The 18,025-nt window shown below is 67.2% G+C and carries 11 protein-coding genes; 8 read left to right on the plus strand and 3 right to left on the minus strand.

Annotated features, from left to right (window positions below; translation table 11 throughout):
• Positions 1-20: 20 nt before the first annotated feature.
• Positions 21-1,001 (minus strand): ATP-grasp domain-containing protein, encoded by a 981-nt coding sequence (locus F8S09_RS13180; RefSeq protein WP_152871958.1) that lies wholly within the window; start codon positions 999-1,001, stop codon positions 21-23.
• Between the two features lie 424 nt (positions 1,002-1,425).
• On the opposite strand from F8S09_RS13180, the gene F8S09_RS13185 reads away from it, so the two are divergent.
• The gene (locus F8S09_RS13185; RefSeq protein ID WP_152871959.1) at positions 1,426-4,275 is read left to right on the plus strand and encodes an FG-GAP repeat domain-containing protein; all 2,850 of its coding nucleotides are present in this window, start codon (positions 1,426-1,428) and stop codon (positions 4,273-4,275) included.
• Between the two features lie 274 nt (positions 4,276-4,549).
• Here the strand turns inward: F8S09_RS13185 and F8S09_RS13190 are convergent, their stop codons facing one another.
• Positions 4,550-6,553: an NPCBM/NEW2 domain-containing protein gene (locus F8S09_RS13190; protein WP_152871960.1), complete on the minus strand. Its 2,004-nt coding sequence runs from the start codon at positions 6,551-6,553 to the stop codon at positions 4,550-4,552.
• A 466-nt stretch (positions 6,554-7,019) separates the two neighbouring features.
• Between F8S09_RS13190 and F8S09_RS13195 the strand changes: the two genes are divergently transcribed.
• Genes F8S09_RS13195 through F8S09_RS13215 form a run of 5 tightly spaced genes read left to right on the plus strand, consistent with a single transcriptional unit; the run spans position 7,020 to position 13,170 of the window.
• Entirely contained in the window at positions 7,020-8,408 is a 1,389-nt protein-coding gene (locus F8S09_RS13195; protein WP_227978684.1) for a UDP-glucose dehydrogenase family protein, read from the plus strand.
• Positions 8,405-9,355 (plus strand): UDP-glucuronic acid decarboxylase family protein, encoded by a 951-nt coding sequence (locus F8S09_RS13200; RefSeq protein ID WP_152871962.1) that lies wholly within the window; start codon positions 8,405-8,407, stop codon positions 9,353-9,355. The genes F8S09_RS13195 and F8S09_RS13200 overlap by 4 nt, the downstream gene beginning before the upstream one ends.
• Positions 9,342-10,613: a glycosyltransferase gene (locus tag F8S09_RS13205; RefSeq protein ID WP_152871963.1), complete on the plus strand. Its 1,272-nt coding sequence runs from the start codon at positions 9,342-9,344 to the stop codon at positions 10,611-10,613. Before F8S09_RS13200 ends, F8S09_RS13205 begins: the two co-directional genes overlap by 14 nt.
• Entirely contained in the window at positions 10,610-11,740 is a 1,131-nt protein-coding gene (locus F8S09_RS13210; protein WP_227978685.1) for a DegT/DnrJ/EryC1/StrS family aminotransferase, read from the plus strand. Before F8S09_RS13205 ends, F8S09_RS13210 begins: the two co-directional genes overlap by 4 nt.
• On the plus strand, positions 11,737-13,170 hold the full coding sequence (locus F8S09_RS13215) for a polysaccharide biosynthesis protein (protein ID WP_152871964.1): 1,434 nt from the start codon (positions 11,737-11,739) through the stop codon (positions 13,168-13,170). The genes F8S09_RS13210 and F8S09_RS13215 overlap by 4 nt, the downstream gene beginning before the upstream one ends.
• Before the next feature lie 15 nt (positions 13,171-13,185).
• Here F8S09_RS13215 and F8S09_RS18010 read toward each other — a convergent pair whose 3' ends face one another.
• The gene (locus tag F8S09_RS18010; protein ID WP_227978686.1) at positions 13,186-13,920 is read right to left on the minus strand and encodes an LCP family protein; all 735 of its coding nucleotides are present in this window, start codon (positions 13,918-13,920) and stop codon (positions 13,186-13,188) included.
• Positions 13,921-14,893: 973 nt separating this feature from the next.
• Here F8S09_RS18010 and F8S09_RS18265 point away from each other — a divergent pair.
• Both F8S09_RS18265 and wbaP read left to right on the plus strand, forming a co-directional pair.
• On the plus strand, positions 14,894-16,567 hold the full coding sequence (locus tag F8S09_RS18265; protein ID WP_152871966.1) for a cellulose synthase operon protein YhjQ/BcsQ: 1,674 nt from the start codon (positions 14,894-14,896) through the stop codon (positions 16,565-16,567).
• A 3-nt stretch (positions 16,568-16,570) separates the two neighbouring features.
• Positions 16,571-18,025: an undecaprenyl-phosphate galactose phosphotransferase WbaP gene (gene wbaP, locus F8S09_RS13230; protein WP_152871967.1), complete on the plus strand. Its 1,455-nt coding sequence runs from the start codon at positions 16,571-16,573 to the stop codon at positions 18,023-18,025.

The following is an 18,025-nucleotide window of genomic DNA, read 5'->3' on the forward strand; positions in this document are numbered from 1 at the left end:
GGCCCTAAGTTGATCATCCCTCACCATCTTGGGGAGGAGGTAAACGTTTCCTCATAATGGCGGGTCATATACAGGCCCCGCTGGTAGGCGCCCAGGCGCGGCTGCACGGCCTGCCCCAGCGAGAGGGCAAGGAGCCACTCGGGGTAGTGGGCGCCAGCTGCGTATCCCAGGGGATAGCCTCCACCGAAGCGGGGATTGATTTCCGTGAGTACCGGGCCCCGCGCGGTCAGGAATCCCTGGACCGTGATAGGACCGCGGGCGCCCAGGCGTCCAGCCACCCCCAGCACGGTTTCCAGCCACGGACCGATCTGGGCGTTGTCCAGCGTTTCGCCCTGGATCGATTCGCCGCCCACCGTACGGATTCGGCGGCGGGGCACATAGTGGAGGGGCTCGCCGGCAAAGTCGAGAAGGGCGTCGACGGTGATCTCCTGTCCGGTCAGCCGCTCCTGCACGACCGCGTTGGGAACCCGGGGAAGGCTGGTTTCCAACTCATCTCGCGTGACGGCCGAAGCGTGCAGGCTGGCACTTCCGTCTCTGGGTTTGATAAAGAGGTCTTGCGGCAGATTCGCGGCGGTAGCAGCTTCTGCGGGCAACCACGCCCTGGGGGTATCCAACCCCGCCTGGGCAAACGCCTCCCCGAACAGCCATTTGTCGTTGCAGAGTTCGGCAAAGGGCAGCTCGCTGACGATGGGGGTGGCCCCCGCTTCACGGAGGGCGCCCGCGTTCCTGGCCAGCAAAGGCAATTCGGTGTCGATGGTGGGAATGATAAGGCTCACGCCGCAGTCCTGCACGGCGGCCAGCAGCTCCGGGAGGTAACCGGCCGCTGTGACCGGGGGGAGGGCGAACGCGCGTTCCGCGAGCAGCGCAGCCGGAGCCAGAGGGTCCATATCGGTCACCAGCACCGTCCGGCCGTGGGCCGCCGCCGCACGTTGCCAGGCACGCAGCAGGGAAACTCGCCTCCCGGCCGAGGTCAGCAGGATTGGCCCGGTAGAGAACGTCATGATGTGAATTGTGACAGATGAACTCTGCACCGGGCCCTCAGGGGTGGAACGGGAGGCCAGGCATTTCGACCCCCTCAGTTCGAGGCTGTTCCCGCCGCTGTGGGGTCAAGCTCAGGATCGTGACTCAAGTGAACGGTGGTCGATAGACTGACCCTGTGCCCATCTGATTGCAACTTCAGCTGCAGACGGGAGGGCACACCAAAGGCAAACGATGCACCGAGCAGCCGATCCTGGAGAGTCTTGGACAGCTTGAGACAGGCCCACCCCTCAACGCTCTGACACGGTCCCCTCCTGCGGCACTGGGGGTCCAGTCTCCGGTACCTTCACTCTTAGCCGTCATCCTTTGTCCTTCTCTCTCGGTGCCTGCCAGACTGGGCTTCTGACGCGCACGCGGGGGCTGTGCTCGGCACGACAGGAGCGCCATATGAAAGAACCTTTCCCCCGCCGGGGTACCCGCCCCGCTCCGCTGTCCCGCTCCGGTCTGCTGTGGTCTTTGTTCCTTCTGACCGCCGTAGGGGCGGCGCTGCTGGCCACCGGGGCCGCGGCGCAGGCGCCGGGCGCGTCCGCACGCGGGGCGCCGACCTCCGGGCGGGCCGACTTTGATGGGGACGGCAAGACCGACGTGCTCGGGGTGGGCGCTCTCGACGAACAGGGGAGATACACCGGCGCCGGGAGCCTGTTTTACAGCACGGGCGCGTCCCGCCTTCAGGACGAGGTGGGGTGGGCGGCCGGGGCTCGCGAGTGGGCTGGCTACGGGTTCCAGATCGGGGATTTTGACGGCGACCGCAAAAGCGACGTCCTGGGGGTGGGCGCCCTGGACGAGACGGGGAGATATACCGGCACCGGGGGCCTGTTTTACCGCAGCGGCGCGTCCCGGCTGCGCGGCGAGGTCGTCTGGTCGGCGGGTTCACCCGCGTGGAGGGGCACGCAGTTCCAGACGGGCGACTTCGACGGCGACGGCAAGACCGACGTGCTCGCGCCGGGCACCCTCGACGAGAGTGGGAAGTCGACCGGGACAGGGTGCCTCGTTCTCTGGACGCGTGGCCTGAAAGAGCGGCAGACGGTCGCCTGCGACGTTCCCGCGTGGAGGAACTACCGCTTCGAGGTGGGGGACGTGGACGGCGACGGCAGAGACGACCTGCTGGGCATCGGCGCGGTGGATGAATATGGGCGCTACACGGGGACGGGGCGGTTGTTCTACCGCACCGGGGCTTCCGGGCTCAGGCGGGAGGTCGAGTGGGCAGCTGGCGCCCGGGGCTGGGCGAACCACCGCTTTCAGCTCGGGGACTTCGACGGTGACGGCAAGGACGACCTGCTGGCAACCGGGGCCGTCGACCCCTACGGAAGATTGACCGGCAGCGGTGCTTTCGTCTTCCTGACCGGGGCTTCCAAGCTCACGCGCCTGGTGAACTGGGGCGCCGGAGCCAGGACGCAGGCGTGGAGGAACTACCGCTTTGAGGTGGGGGACGTGGACGGCGACGGCAGAGACGACCTGCTGGGCATCGGTGCGGTGGATGAATATGGGCGCTACACGGGGACGGGGCGGTTGTTCTACCGCACCGGGGCTTCCGGGCTCAGGCGGGAGGTCGAGTGGGCGGCTGGCGCCCGGGGCTGGGCCAAGCACCGCTTTCAGCTCGGGGACTTCGACGGTGACGGCAAGGACGACCTGCTGGGTGTCGGCCCGGTGGACGAGGCCGGGCGTTACCTGGGCCAGGGACCGCTCTTCTACCGCACCGGGGCGTCGGGGTTGCGGCGCGGGGTGACGTGGGGCGGCGGAGCGCCCGCCTGGAGCGACTACCTGCTGTTCGCGGGCCGGGTCACGCGCCCGGCGGCGCGGCCGATCGCTCCGTCGTTTCTGACCCCGGCGCTCATTGACCTGAACGGTGACGGCCGCCTAGAGCCCTTCGGCTTTCTCAACAGCGGCAGAGGGCTCGTTCCCCAGGACCTGCGGGTGATGGGCATCACGCAACTGCGTGAGGGCGGGCGCACTCCGCGCGACAACCGGGTGGCCGACTTCAACGGCGACGGCCTGCTCGACGTGCTGAGCAACACCTACGACTGCCAGAACTTCGGGGCTCAGGTGGCGCAACTGTATCTCGGCCGCAAGGACGGCACTTTCTCCCTTGATCCGCAGTTTTCCAAGCTCGGCCTGCGGGGGCGCGGCGAGACCATCGTGACGGCCGACTTCGACAATGACGGCGACCTCGACGTGTTCTTGCCCTACTACGCGGACGAGATCGGGGGCCGCAGCGACGGCACCGGCGCCGAGGTGGTGGTGTGCGACGGCCGGGTGAGCAACGCCAAGCACAACCCCCTCCTGATCAACGACGGCCGGGGGCGCTTCCGCGATGTCGGCCTCCAGACCCCGATGGGTCGGCAGCGCGGCGAGGAGCGGCCCGAGGGTGCGCAGGCCCTCGACTTCAACTTCGACGGCTGGATTGACCTCTATGTCTCGGGCCGAATCTTCCTCAACACGGGGGGCGCCAAGTTCAAGGAGCGCAGCGCCGAGTACCGCCTGCCTTACCTGTTCGAGGAGGGCGCGAAATTCTTGGATTGGAACAACGACGGCCACTTCGACCTGATCCAGATGCACCCGGAGAATGGACCCCGGTTGCTCGAGTTCAACGGCAAGGTGTTCCGCGACATCACGGCCAGCACCCTGCCGCGGGAGCGCTACGAGCATGCCAACGGCATGAACATCTACGACATGAATGGCGATGGCCGTGAGGACCTGCTCGTGATGGGCGGCCTGAACAACCAGAGCGGCGTGCTTCTTAATCAGGGGGGGCGCTTCGTGCGTTCGGACTTCTTGCGTGGCCTGGGCAATGGCCGCTCGGGAATGGGGCTGGGTGACATTGACGGCGACGGCCGGGTGGACGTGCTGTATTCGGGCCGCGAGCTGAGATACTTCCGCAACACGCTTCCGGCAGGCCCGGTGCCGCCCATGACCGTCGAGGTGCTTGGACCGGGCGGCGAACTCAATCAGCATGGCCGGGTGATCCGGGTGCGCCCCACGCTCCATCAGGACGTTCGCTTCACGCGGGCAGTGGACAGTGGCTCGGGCTACATGGCCCAAAACCAGTATCCGGTCCTGATCGGCACGCCCTACTCGGGAGCCCACACCGCCGAGGTGATCTTCGCGCCGCTGCCGGGCAAGACCGCGCCCAGCGTCGTTCGCTTCACGCTCCAACCGGGCCAGCGGGCTCAGGTCTTTGCCCCCAGCCCGGCGCGGCTGCAGGGCCGAGTCAAGATCAGCCGGACCGCGTTCCGGTAGGCAGGTGGCGCTTCTGTAAAGCCCTGGCCCCGTGGTGCAACTCCAGCCGCGTAGTGCCCGCAGCGGGGCCAGGGAGCGGCAGCAGGAGGGAGCCAGGCCAGGGATGTGCCCCACCCCTGCAGGGCCGTGGGCAGGGTGAGGCCCGGCGGCTGTCGGTCGCGGCACACGGACACTGCCCCGCACAGTTCCGCGACTGGCCTGAAACCCCCGACCTGCCAACCACTAGCCCAGGTGGGGCGGGTGGATGTGCAGGCCGGGGGTTTCAGCGGGCCTGTTACTGCAGGAAGTCGTTGCCCTTGACGCCCAGCAGTTCGATGTTGCTGGCCACATTGGTCGCCCGGTTCAGCACGTGGTCGTTGAACCTCTTGATGCCGTAGACCAGCTTGCCATTGTCATTGATGATGCGGCTTTCCAGGATGCGGATGTTGCGGGATTCGCCGCTCGAGAACGCGATGCCCAGGCCATTTCCATTTTTCACGGTGACCTTGTTCAGGGTCACGCCGTCATTGGAGTAGATGGTCAGGGCCTTGTAGCCCAGGTTGGGGTCGTACCCGACGTTGTCGAACGTGACGTTGTTGAGCGTGATGTCGCGGTTGAAGCCAGCTCCGTCTCCAGTGCCGATGTAGGCGAAGGCGCGGGCGTTCTTGAAGGTCGTGTTCTCGATGACCGCTCCCTTCATCTGGGTAAACAGGAAGGGCCTGTAAATTCCGTCGAAAGTCGAGTTGATGACCTTCAGATTCAGCGGCGGGGTCGTGGCGGTGGGCAGACGGGTCGAACTCCAGGAGGAGTGGGTGAGGCCCAGTCCAGTCTGGCCCTCCTGGTTGTTGCCGTAGCCCCGGACGTTGCTGATGGTGATGTTTTGCGAGGGCGTGGTCAGGTTGTCCTGGGGACGCAGCAGCAGGGCAATCAGGGTGTCCGCACCCACGTCCCTGAACTCGCAGTCATCGATGGTGATGTTGCGAATACGGCTGAACGCATCGTTGTCGCCGTCGGGTTCCAGGTCAATGGCGCCGGGCATTCCGCGGCGGCCCGTGCGAACGAAGGTCGACCCGCGAATCTCGATGTCCGTGCCGTCAATGATGGAAATGCCGTTGCGGTTGTTCTTCACGACCCCGTCGAACTGACTGTTCAGAATTTTGACCCGTTCGTTGTGCCGTTCCGTGTTGCGCGTGTTGCTGGAGCCCAGGTAGACGCCGTCGCCGACATACCCTTCAAAGACCATTTCGTTGACGGTGACGTCGGAAACGGCGTTGAGGTTAAGCAGATGGATGTGTTCGTCGAAGGCGACCCGCCCGGCCTGCCCCTTGAGCTTGAAGCGCTCAAGCTGGATGTGGCGCAGGTTGTCGGCCACGTTGGGCGTCCCCTTGCGGCCGGGGTTGGCACTCAGGGCGTACTGAGCCCCGACCTTTTGCAGCAGGACCGAGGCGCTGCCCTCGCCCATGACCGTCTGGTTGGATTTCAGCTCGAGGTTGCCCACCACGCAGGTTCCAGCGGGAATGTAGACCTTCGCCTCGTTGGTCAGGGCACGCTGAATCGCCGCGCTGTCGTCGGCCACTCCATCGCACTTGGCGCCGTAGGCTTTCACATTGACAAACCCGGCGGGCGCGTTGACTGGCGCAGACAGTGTGGGCGCCGGTGCCGGAACGGGAGCAGGTGGGGTGGCGGGAGGGACCACGCCAGCGCACTGCGTCAGGACCGGGTTGGCCCAGTTGGCATGATCGGAGACGTCATTGTCCGACTTGTGGGCCATCAGACGCAGTTCCCGTACGCCCACCACATTCAGGTTGATGTTTTTTGGGGCCATGCTGCCCGTCAACCGGCCACTGCGGTACAGCAGGCGGCCGTCGGCATAGACCTCGAAGACCACGCTACCGGCGGCGCCCACCTCGTCGTCGATGCCGATGGATGTCATGAACCGCCCGCATTGCGCCGGAAGATTGAACGTCAGGCTGGAGTCCGCGTGGACGCCCAGGCCTGTGGCGTAAGTGGTCCCCCCCATGGTCATGGTCCGGCCATCCCCAGGCCTGTCTCCGCCGTAGCTCTGGTTGCGCTCGACTGGTCCCCGGCTGTTGGTGGACGCGGCCCAGGGCAGGTCCGCCAGGTTCAGGGTGGTTGTGGAAGTGGCCTGGAGAGCCGCCAGCGTGGGCGATTCCTCTAGGTCTGCTGCCTGGGTGGGACTGGGCGTGCCCCGGCCGCAGGCCGACAGCAGCGCGGAGAGGGCCAGCACACCGAGCGAGAGCGGGCGAAGGGGACGGGAGGGGGAAATCGGTTGGTGCATGGTGTCTCCTGAAGCCGTAGGACCACCCTGCCTGCCCGCTGGAGGGCGGGAGGTCGACCGAACTGCTACGGCGGAATTGCAAGAACCCGTAAGGGTGCTACCGGACTTCCGGATGAGAGATCTGTTCGTCTCTCTTTACCTAGCCAACCTAACGACGGGACTCTTACAGATCTGTTAAATTCCCATCGTTTATTCGATGGCCCCCTTCGACTGTGAAAAATTCCTCTTTATAGGCTTAAAGGGCCTCCAATCCTTGACAAGGGAGAAGCCTTTTTGAAAGTGAGAATTCTGACAGCCGGGTCAATACTCCGGGGGCAGCGGTGGGGCTGACAGGCTGTGCGGACGCTTCTGCCCCCGGCTCGGGGTGCCGCAGTCCGCAGACAGCTGTTAAAATATTCTCCTCACACAAGGTCCATTCGCTGGGATGTGCCTTGCCGTGATTCCCCGTTCGCTCTCGGAGGCGGTCTTGACACACGAATCTTCTCAGCAGGTGGTGGTCATCGGAACGGGGTACGTCGGCCTGGGCACAGTGGCGCTGCTGGCCCACCTGGGGCACCGGGTTACCGGGCTCGACATCGATGCCGCCAAGATTGAGCAGTTGCGCCGGGGCGAGGTGCCAATTTATGAGCCGGGGCTCGCCTCCTTGCTGGCTCAGCAGGCTGACCGCGTGCACTGGACCACCGACTACGCGGTGGTGGCGCAGGCCGACGTCATCTTTATCTGCGTCGGCACGCCGCCCGGACCCGGCGGAGCGCCCGACCTGGAATTCATCACCGGGGCCGCCGTGGGCATCGCCCCCCACCTCAGCGATCGGAGCCAGGTGCTTGTCAACAAGAGCACCGTGCCCATCGGTACGGGGGATTTCGTGCAGCGCCTGCTGGAGGAACATTCGCCGCACTTCGACGAGACGCGTCACTTCGTGGTGAGCAATCCCGAATTTCTGCGTGAGGGGACGGCCCTGGGAGACAGCCTCTACCCGGACCGGATCGTGATGGGGGGGGCTCCGGAGGGCGTGGCCCGGCTCACCGCGCTGTACGCGCCCCTGATAGAGCAAACGTTCGCGCCGCCAGCCGAAACGCCGCGGCCCGAAAGCTACCTGCGCCCAGGCGTCGTCGGCACGACCCTGCAAAGTGCGGAGATGATCAAGTACGCGGCCAACGCGTTCCTGGCCCTGAAAATCAGTTTTGCCAACGAGATTGCCGGTCTGTGCGAGCGGGTGGGGGCCGACATTCAGGAGGTCGCTACCGGCATCGGGGCAGATGCCCGCATCGGGCCGAGATTCCTGCAAGCTGGACTGGGGTGGGGCGGCAGCTGCTTTGGCAAAGACACCCAGGGCCTGATCAGCGCGGGGCGGGAATACGGGTATCCCATGCCGATCCTGCAAGCGGCGATCGACGTGAACTACCGTCAGCGTCAGGTCGTCATCGAGAAGCTGCAGCGTCACCTCAAGACCCTCAAGGGCAAGCGGATCGCCGTGTTGGGCATGGCGTTCAAGCCCAACACCGACGATCTGCGGGACGCACCGGCGCACGACCTGATTCAGCGCCTGCACGCGATGGAAGCCAGCGTCGTCGCGCACGATCCAGTGGCGATGCCCCGTGCGCGGCGGGAGTGGCCGCACCTGACGTATACCGAGGCACCTGACCCTGCCTCGGCGCTGAGACGGGCCGACGCGGTGGTGATCGCCACCGAGTGGGACGAGTACCGGGGCCTCGACTGGCCCGCCCTGCTGCTCACCATGCGCCGCCCACTGATTATCGATGCCCGCAACGTGCTGCGCAGCCCGCTCCTGGCCCAGATCGAGCAGTTTGGCCGCGAGGGGCCTTCTTCTCCGGCAGAGACGGTGCATCCTTGAATATCCTGATCACGGGGAGTGCGGGCTTTATCGGGGGCCATCTGGTCCGGCGCTTGCTGGAACAGGGCCACCACGTGACCGGCGTGGACAATTACATCGGCGGGCAGCCCGCCACGACCGAGCGGCTGCGTCATCCCCGATTTCAGTTCACCGAGGCCGATGTCCGGGTCGCCCTGCCCTACAGCGGCCCCCGCCTCGACTGGGTGCTGCATCTGGCCAGCCTGGCGAGCCCCGCGCATTACCAGCGGTTTCCCCTGGAAACGCTGCAGGTCAACGCCCAGGGCACCCAGCAGGCCCTGGAGCTGGCCGCGCAGCATGGCGCGACCTTCCTGCTGGCCAGCAGCAGTGAGGTCTACGGGGATCCCCTGGCCCATCCCCAGCGGGAAGACGACCGCGGGCACGTGAGTTGCACGGGACCCCGCAGTTGCTACGACGAGGCCAAGCGCTACGCCGAGGCCCTCACCATGGCCTACCACCGGACCAGGGGCGCCGAGACGCGGATCGTGCGCATCTTTAATACCTATGGCCCCCACATGCGGCCCGACGACGGGCGGGTCGTCACCACCTTCGTTCAGCAGGCGCTGCGGGGCGAGCCCCTGACCGTGTACGGGGACGGCGAGCAGACCCGCAGCTTTCAGTATGTCGATGACCTGATCGACGGTCTCCTGCGGCTGATGGCCGTGCCGTACCACGGACCCGTGAACTTGGGCAACCCCGAGGAGGTGACGGTTCTGGAACTGGCCAGGCTGGTGGGGGACCTGGTGGGCAGCCCCCCACAACTGGAGTACCGCCCCCTGCCGCCGGATGACCCCCGGCGGCGGCAGCCCGACATCACCCTGGCGCGGCGCCTGCTGGACTGGGTGCCCCGAATCGGGTTGCGGGAGGGCCTGGAGCGCCTGCTGGCCGAGGAACGGGCCTCCGGGGGGGGGCGTCATGCCGCCTCTTAGGTTCCTGTACGCGTTCACGGTGCCAGCCACGGCGCTGGTCTTTTACACGTCTCACTTGCGCGACCTGCAGCGCCGGGGTCACCGGGTGCATCTGGTGAGCGACCCTGAGCCGCCGGGTGTGGTCCGCGAGGTGGTCCGGCGCAGTGGAGTGACCTTTCACGCCGTTCCGATGCGGCGCGAGATTCGGTTGCGGGCGGACCTCGCGTCCCTGGCAGCGATGGTCCGGACCGTGCGCCGCGTGCGGCCCGACGTCCTGAACTTCACCACGCCCAAGGGGGCCTTGCTTGCGGGCCTGGCGGGCGCCGTCCACCGGGTCCCGCTGCGCGTGTACAACATGATGGGCCTGCGCAGCGAGACCGCACGCCGCACCCCGCTGGCTCCCCTGAGGCCCCTGCTGCTGGCGATGGAATGGCTCACGTGTGCCTGCGCCCACGAGGTGATCTGCATCAGTCCCTCCAACCGGGACGAGGCAATTGCCCTGGGGCTGGTGCGCCCTGGCAAGATTCGCGTGCTGGGATCGGGCAGTGCCGCCGGGATTCCGGTGGAGCGGTACGCGCGTCCGGACCCCGCGGCTGTGCAGGCCCTGCGCGGTCGCCTGAACCTGCCGGAGGGGACCCCGGTGGTCGGCTTCGTGGGCCGCCTGGTGCTGCAAAAGGGCCTGACGGAACTGCTTGAGGCCTGGCCGCTGGTCCACGCCTGCTTTCCGCAGGCCCGGCTGCTGCTGGTGGGGGAGTTGGACCCGGCCAATCCCCTTCCGGCGGCCGTGCGCCGGGCGCTGGACACCGGCCGGGGCATCGTGCGGCTGGACGCCGAAGCCGACATGAGCCGCGTCTACCCCCTGATGAGCGTCTTTACCCTTCCGAGCCTGCACGAGGGGCTGGGGATGGTGCTGCTGGAGGCCTCGGCCGCCGGGGTGCCGACCGTGGTGACCGACGGTGCCGGGGTACGTGACACGAATCTGCCAGGAATCACGGGACTCCAGGTGCCTGCCGGAGACGTGCCTGCCCTGGCGCTGGCCCTGCAGCGGCTGCTGGCCGATCCCGCCTGGGCGCGTCGCCTGGGCCAGCAGGGGCAGGCCTGGGTTCAGGCCACTTTCAACGAACAGATCATGAATGACCACTGGGCCACCTTCTATGAGGAGGCCTGGGCGCGGAGGCAAAGGGCACGCCGCGCGCGGCCCGGTTCCCCCACCCCGCTGACCTGGGGTCAGCATTCACCACCGGGCGGCCAGCAGGGACCGCCCAGGGAGGTTGTATGAGTGTACCGACCCAACCGCGCCGTCCTCTGGACATGGCGGCGTCCGAACTGGACCAGAGTGACATCCAGGGGGTACTTGACGTGCTCCGCAGTGGCCGCCTGGCCCTGGGTCCCCAGGTCGAGGCCTTCGAGCAGGCCATGGCCGAGTACGTGGGCGTGCGCCACGCCGTCGCCGTCAATTCCGGAACTGCGGCCCTGCACCTGATCGTGCGGGCTCTGGGGCTGGGTCCCGGCGACGAGGTGCTGGTGCCCTCCTTCACCTTCGCGGCCAGTGTCAACGTGCTGCTCTACGAGGGCGTTCGCCCAGTGTTCGTGGACATCACCCCCGACACCTACAACCTGGACCCGGAAGAACTCGAGCGCCGACGCACGCCCCGGACGCGGGCGGTGATGGTGGTCGACGTGTTCGGGCATCCCGCACCCTGGACCGAACTCCAGGCGTTCGCCGAGCGGCACGGCCTCGCCCTGATTGACGACTGCTGCGAGGCGCTGGGCAGCCGCTACCGCGGCATTCCCCTGGGGCAGCTCGGGGACGCCGGGGCCTTCGCCTTTTACCCCAACAAGCAGATCACGACCGGGGAAGGCGGCATGGTCGTGACCAACCGCGACGACCTCGCGGACCTGGCCCGCAGCATGCGCAACCAGGGCCGGGGTCAGATGGGCGCCTGGCTGGAGCACGAGCGCCTGGGCTACAACTACCGCCTGCCGGAGCTGTCGGCGGCGCTGGGCGTCACCCAGCTCGCGCGGCTCGATGCCTTCGTCGCGGCCCGGTCTGCGGTGGCCGCCCGCTACGACACGCTGCTGCAGGGGCTCGGGACCGTGACGCCCCCCGTCGTCCGGCCCGAGGTCGACATGAGCTATTTCGTGTATGTGGTGACCCTGCAAGGGGGACTGCACCGGGACCGGGTGATGGAGGCGCTGCAGCAGCGCGGCGTGCCCAGCCGCGGCTACTTCGCGCCCCTGCACCAGCAGCCGTACCTGCGAGAGCTGCTGGGTGAGGCGCCCGACTTGCCCGTGACCCAGGACGCGGCCCGCCGGACCCTGGCCCTGCCCTTCCACACGCGGCTGGGCGCGGAGGACGCCGCTTACGTCGTGCAGATGCTGCGCGAGGTCACGGAGCAGCCATGACTTGCCCGGACCCTGGCGGACAGCGGACCTTGATTCTGGGGGCTGGCTACGCGGGGCGGCTGATCGCCGAGGAGTTGCGGCGCCAGCCGCGCGCGGACCTGCTTCCGGTCGGATTTCTCGACGACGCCCCGGCGCTTCAGGGGCAGCAGGTGGCTGGCCTGCCTGTTCTGGGACCGATCCGGGGCCACATCGCCCTGGCCGCGGACCAGGCCCAGGCCCAGCGGCTGATTCTCGCCATGCCCTCCGCGTCCGGCGAGGAGGTGCGGGGCATTTTTGAAGAGGCGCAGGCCAGTGGCCGACTGGTGCAGATCATGCCGAGCCTGAGTGAACTGCTGCTCGACCGCCCCAAGGTGCCGCAACTGCGCGACGTCAACCTGGCAGACCTGCTGCGCCGCCCCCCGGCCCGGCTGGCGCACGAAGACATCGGCGCGTATCTCACCGGACAGACGGTGCTCGTCACCGGAGCGGGGGGCTCGATCGGCAGCGAACTTGCCCGGCAGGTGGCGCACTATGCGCCGGGCCACCTGATTCTCTTTGGGCGCGGGGAAAACAGCATTTTCTCGATTCAGCAGGAGCTGATCGAGCGCTTCCCGGAGGTGCGGCAAAGCGCCATCATCGGGGACGTGCGGCATGCCAAGCACCTGCAGCGCGTCTTCGAGCGCTGTCAGCCCCAGGTGGTGCTGCACGCGGCGGCCCACAAGCATGTCCCCCTGATGGAGGACAGCCCCAGCGAGGCCATCTACAACAACGTGATCGGCACGCGGATTCTCAGCAGCCTGTGTCTGGAATTCGGCGTGCGGCGCTTCGTGAACATCTCCAGCGACAAGGCCGTCAACCCCACCAGCGTGATGGGCGCGAGCAAGCGCCTGGCCGAGATGATCATCAGCGTGGCGGCGCAGAGTGCCAACCCGGATCAGGCGTTCATGTCTGTCCGGTTCGGCAACGTGCTGGGCAGCCGCGGCAGTGTGGTGCCGACCTTTATCCGCCAGATTGAGGCCGGGGGGCCGGTCACCATCACCGACGAGCGGATGACGCGCTATTTCATGACCATTCCCGAAGCGTCGAGGCTGGTCTTGCAGGCCGGAGCCCTGGCGGACAACGGCAAGGTGTACGTCCTGAAAATGGGGCAGCCGGTCCGGATCGTCGACCTCGCGCAGGACCTGATCCGGCTGTCGGGTCAGGACATCAAGATTTTGGTCACCGGGATGCGCCGGGGCGAAAAGCTGTACGAGGAACTGCTCACCGCCCACGAGAGCGTCGACCAGACCCCGCACGAGGACATTTTCATCGCCCGCCTGGAGGTGCCGGACGCGGAGTGGCTCGCGGCGGAACTCGCGGCCCTCGAAGCCTACGCCCGCGAGGAGGATTACGCGCACGTGCGGCAGCAGTTGCGCAAGATGATTCCGGAAAGTCAGGTGGCGGCCGAGTAAGGGCGGCTCCCTAGGTCAACGGTCGCGCAGCAGCAGGTGGAGACGCTGGCGTTCCTGATCCGGGACCACGTAGTACCAACTGCCGCCGATGATTTTGCCCGTTCCCCGCACCTGCTCGTGGGCCTGGCTCTCCAGCAGGTAGCTGTGCTGGGTCCGTACCGTGATGACCTCGGACGGGGTGAGGTTGGTCCGCAGGTTGGAGGCCAGGTCATCAAGCAGCCGGTCGACGAGCCCAATCAGGTCGTCCAGCGGAACCGCACTAAATTCCCGAATGAGACTGGCAATCACTTCCTGCTGCCGGCGGTTGCGCCCCAAGTCCCCCTCGGGATCGTTCTTTCTCATGCGGGTGTAAGCCAGGGCCTGCAAGCCGTCCAGGCGTTGGGAGCCCGGCGTGAAGGCGTACGGTCCCACTGTGAAGGCAAAAGCGGGATGAACCTCGACCCCTCCCACGGCGTCGATGGCCTGCCGGAACCCGGCCAGGCTGATTTCCACGTACCGGTCCATCGGAAAGCCCAGAAAGCGCTCGACGGCCTGCGTTTGCAGGCTCGGCCCCCCGTAGGCGTAGGCGGCATTCAGTTTGACCCAGCCCCGGCCAGGGAGCTGCACGCGCGTGTCCCGTGGAATATTCAGGAACGTCAGCCGCTTTCCCACGGGATCGAAGGTCAGGACCATCAGCACGTCGCCGCGGCCGCGGCCGAGTTGCTCCTCGTCGTTGCCGATCAGGAGAAGGTGGAGCCGGTGGTCCGACATCGCCCGCTCGCGGAAGGTCGCCGGGACAGGAGGGGAGGCGGCTGCCCCGGGGGACCTGGGGGCAGGTGAGGCGGCTTCCTGGACCGTGGCCGCCGCTGGTGGGGAGGGCGGCGGGGCCGCAACGGGCGGCGTCACGCGAGGCTGAGGTTCAGGCTGCGGGGGGGGCGCGGGCTTCGGGGGTGCTGGAGGGGACGGCGCGGGCTCCTGGCGAGCGGCGGCGCCCGCCTTGCCGTGCTCCCGTGGGGGCGCTGGTGGGGGAGACGGTGTAGTGGGGGCAGGGGGCGGAGCGGCGGGCCGTGCGGCGGCCGTGGGGCCAGAAGACTCCGGCGGTTCTTGCGCTTCCGGCTCCGGAGCAGGGGGCTCGGGCTCCGGAGCCGGGGCAGGTTGTGCGGCGACGGGAGCGGACGCGGCCTTCTCCTGCGGCCGGGACGTTTGATACCGCCCCAGAGAAGTCGGCCGGTCCGGGGGAGGAAGTTCCAGAAAGATGGGGTCATCCAGCACCCCTGGCGGCACGGGGCTGGCGTCGCCCTCCAACTGCGCGTACATTTGAGTCCACAACTGCCGCAGAGTGGCCTGGGAATCGTAGAGCCACCACCCTCCCAGCCCAGCCACGATCAGCAGGGCCGCGCCTACTCTCCGGAGCCAGCGGCGTTTCATTTGACCATCTTGACATCTCGCAGCTGTGCGTAAAGGCATTTCCTGCGGCGCGGTCCTCCCAGGGCGGGCGACGTCCGCAGGCGCGGAGAGCAGGTTCCTCTGAGCCGAACGAAGTGGGCCACCCTGCGGAAGGCAGCCCTCCCGGGCCCGGTGCTGGCGGCGCACGCCACATGGAGCGCCCCAAAGTCGGGCGAGACAGTAGACTCAGGCGGATTGGGCCTCAAGCCCTCTTGTGCCTGCCCCCCGTGAGGAGTGTATCTATGTTCGACCCAGTGCTCGTGCCTGGACAGCGGCAACCGGAATCGGAGTGCTTCGCGTGACCATCGGCCGCACTTCCGCCCCCGGTTCTTCAGAGGCGTCTCGCCAGGAGGCCGAAACCGAAATTGATCTCGCCACGCTCTTGCAGGGCGTGAGGCGGCGTCTGCCCGCTGTCCTCCTGACGGCCGCTGTCCTGGCGCTGGCCGCCTACCTGTGGTCCCTCATCCGGCCGCCGGTGTACGAGGCCACCGCGAACCTGCTGGCCTCCAGCAGCCAGAGTCAGATTGGTGTGGTGGGGGGGGCAGTGGTTTCTCCGTTGCCCCCGGGCACGGTTGCGGACGTCGTGGCGAGCCCCCTGATTCTGCGGCCGCTGGTGCAGGCTGTGGAAAAGAGCCCGGAGATCGGGGCAGAGGAGCGGCAACGGCTGGTCCGCACGCTGACACGTGACCTGCTGACCGGGGGGGAAGAGGGGTCGGTAGCCCCGCAACACCGGACCATCTCGGTCACAGCCGAGCAGGGAGGTCAGGAGAACAGCACCTATCAGGTGCGTGCCCGTGCGCAGACCCCCCAGGCCGCGCAGGTGTTGGCCAACCTGACGGTGAGCTTGCTGCTGGAGTGGGATACGGAGCGCACGCTCCGGGACGTGCGTCTTGCCCGGGAGAATTTCACCCTCCAGTTGGCCCAGACGGACCGCCGACTGGCCCTGCCGGGTCTGTCGGCCCTGGAGCGCCAGACCCTGCTGTACCGCCGCGCGACCATGCAGGACAATCTCGCGCAACTCCGCTTGCTGGAGCAGGCGCAGCCGGGGGTCCTCAAGCCTCTGTCGGCGGCCACCGAGCCGCTCCGTCCGGTCAGTTCCTCTCCGCTGCGCAACGCTGGACTGACCGCGTTGCTGGCGCTGCTGCTGGGCACTGGCCTGGCAACCCTGCTGGCGGTGCTGGATCGCCGGATCCAGAGCGAGGCGGGCCTGCTGAGCCTGGGCCTGCCCGTCCTGGGAGTTCTCCCACGTCTGTCCGGCCGGGGCGCTGCCCAACTGGAGCAGACTGACGCCCTGGGATTTGTGCGGATCAACCTTCAGGCCACCCTGCCAGTGCCGCGGCCCATTCTGATGATTTCGGGAATCACCGGGGGCGAGGGTGCCAGTGCCCTGACGTCTGCCCTGGCCAGCAGCTTGGCGGCCAGTGGCCAACGGGTGCTGATTCTTGACGCGGACGCGCGGCATGGTCGGCCGCGGGAGTGGGACGCGGCCAAACACGCTGGGTCCGGGCCGCCGCTCAGCGGCGCGAGTGGTGTGCGCCGCCTTGAAGAAGCTCCCGGTGCCCCCACGAGCGTGCAGGTGCGGCCTGCTGCGCCGGGCGTGGACGTGCTGCCCATCGGCATGGTCTCTGGAGGGAGTCTGGGGCTGAGTCATCCAGAGCTCGGAGAGTGGCTGCGCCGCTGGAGCCAGGGGTACGATGTGGTTCTGGTGGATAGCCCTCCCCTGTCGACCTTCCCCGACGGCTTGGCCCTGGGCAGACACGCGGACGCCACCCTCCTGGTGATCGCCGCGGGTCAGACGCTCCTGCCCGATGTGCAGCAGGTGCTGCGCCGCCTGCAGGTGGCCGGAGCGCCTGTCTTGGGATTCGTGCTGAACCAGGGCGCGGCGCCTTCCCGGCCGTTCCGTCGCGGCTCCGGGCCGTCTGTGGCGGCCCCCCGCCCTGCCCCTTCTCCGGCTGTAAAGGAAGTGCGGTAGGCCATGGGCCTGCGCGTCCCGGCGGGAGGGGCGAGGGCGGTGGCGTCAGTCCGGCCGAGCCGTCGGGTGGGCGCGGCTCGCCTCACCGGACTTCCCCAGGCGATCTGCCTGGCGCTGGCGGATGTCCTCAGCGCCCTGATTGCGTACGCCCTTGCCTCGCTGGTCCTGACTGCTCTTGGGCGCTCAGGCTTGCCACTGGAGAGCCTCCTGATCTGGCTGGGCCTCTGGGTGCTGTGGCGGGCCTACCAGGGCCTTTATCCCGGATATGGCCGTTCTCCTCAGACGGAACTGCGACTTCACACGACCGGAACCATTCAGATCGCCGTAGGGCAGTTGGCTGCCGCGTTTGCCGTGGACCGCTGGGCACCTGGGACCCTGGGGGTCGTGCTGGTATGGGCGCTCATTCTTGTCCTGTCCCTGCTGCTGCGGTATGCCGTCCGCGCCTTGCTGATTCGCGCCGGACAGTTCGGGCGGTCTATCAGCGTGATCGGAGCTGGGCGCACAGGTTCCCTGATCATCGGCCACCTGTGCGCCCACCCGTCCTATGGCCTCAACCCCGTCGCCGCCTACGATGATGACCGTTCCCTGCACGGCACGGCGCTGCACGGCGTTCCTGTCCTGGGTCCTATCGAGCAGGCCCTCACCCAGCCGCTGACGGAGCAGGCCCTGCTCTCTATTCCTGGGGCGCGCGCAGAGACGCAGCGGCATCTTGTGAACAGCGTCTACGGTTCCTTTGCGATCACCTGGGTGATTCCGGACCTGTTCGGCGTCCCCAACCAGGCCCTCTTGCCTCACAGCATCGGCAACGTGGCGAGCCTGGAGATCAGGAACAACCTCAGGAGTGTGCAGGCGCGGGTGCTCAAGCGCAGCATCGATCTGCTGGGAGCGGTGCTGGGTGGCCTTCTGATTTCTCCCCTGCTGCTGCTGATTGCTCTGGCGATCCGCCTCGACACGCCAGGCCCCGCTGTCTACCGTGCCCGCCGCCTGGGCCGGGGGGGACAGATGTTCGACTGTTTCAAATTCCGCAGCATGTATCGGGATGCGGACGAGAAATTAAAGCATGTGCTGGAGGATGACCCAGCCCTTCGCGCTGAGTTCGAGGCCACACACAAGCTCAAAAGTGACCCCCGCGTGACCCGCGTCGGGGCTTTTTTGAGAAAAACCAGCCTGGACGAGTTGCCGCAGTTGGCCAACGTCCTCCTGGGCACCATGAGCCTGGTCGGTCCACGGCCAATCGTGCAGGCTGAGGTGGAAAAGTACGGAGCTGTCTACGACACCTACAAGCTGATCCGCCCTGGGATGACGGGCTATTGGCAGGCCAACGGCCGCAGTGACACCAGTTACGCTGACCGGGTGGCCATGGACAGGTTTTACATCACCAATTGGACGCCTTGGCTGGACATGGTCATCATGATCCAGACCGTCCGTGTTGTGGTGATGGGCAAAGGAGCGTACTGA

The organism is Deinococcus terrestris, assembly GCF_009377345.1.
In the GTDB taxonomy this organism is placed as follows: Bacteria; Deinococcota; Deinococci; order Deinococcales; family Deinococcaceae; genus Deinococcus; species Deinococcus terrestris.

Bases quoted from the DNA above. Each gene is read 5' to 3' on its own strand.
- F8S09_RS13180 (WP_152871958.1), bottom strand. From the start codon at position 1,001: ATGACGTTCTCTACCGGGCCAATCCTGCTGACCTCGGCCGGGAGGCGA.
- F8S09_RS13185 (WP_152871959.1), top strand. From the start codon at position 1,426: ATGAAAGAACCTTTCCCCCGCCGGGGTACCCGCCCCGCTCCGCTGTCC.
- F8S09_RS13190 (WP_152871960.1), bottom strand. From the start codon at position 6,553: ATGCACCAACCGATTTCCCCCTCCCGTCCCCTTCGCCCGCTCTCGCTC.
- F8S09_RS13205 (WP_152871963.1), top strand. From the start codon at position 9,342: ATGCCGCCTCTTAGGTTCCTGTACGCGTTCACGGTGCCAGCCACGGCG.
- F8S09_RS13210 (WP_227978685.1), top strand. From the start codon at position 10,610: ATGAGTGTACCGACCCAACCGCGCCGTCCTCTGGACATGGCGGCGTCC.
- F8S09_RS13215 (WP_152871964.1), top strand. From the start codon at position 11,737: ATGACTTGCCCGGACCCTGGCGGACAGCGGACCTTGATTCTGGGGGCT.
- F8S09_RS18010 (WP_227978686.1), bottom strand. From the start codon at position 13,920: ATGTCGGACCACCGGCTCCACCTTCTCCTGATCGGCAACGACGAGGAG.
- wbaP (WP_152871967.1), top strand. From the start codon at position 16,571: ATGGGCCTGCGCGTCCCGGCGGGAGGGGCGAGGGCGGTGGCGTCAGTC.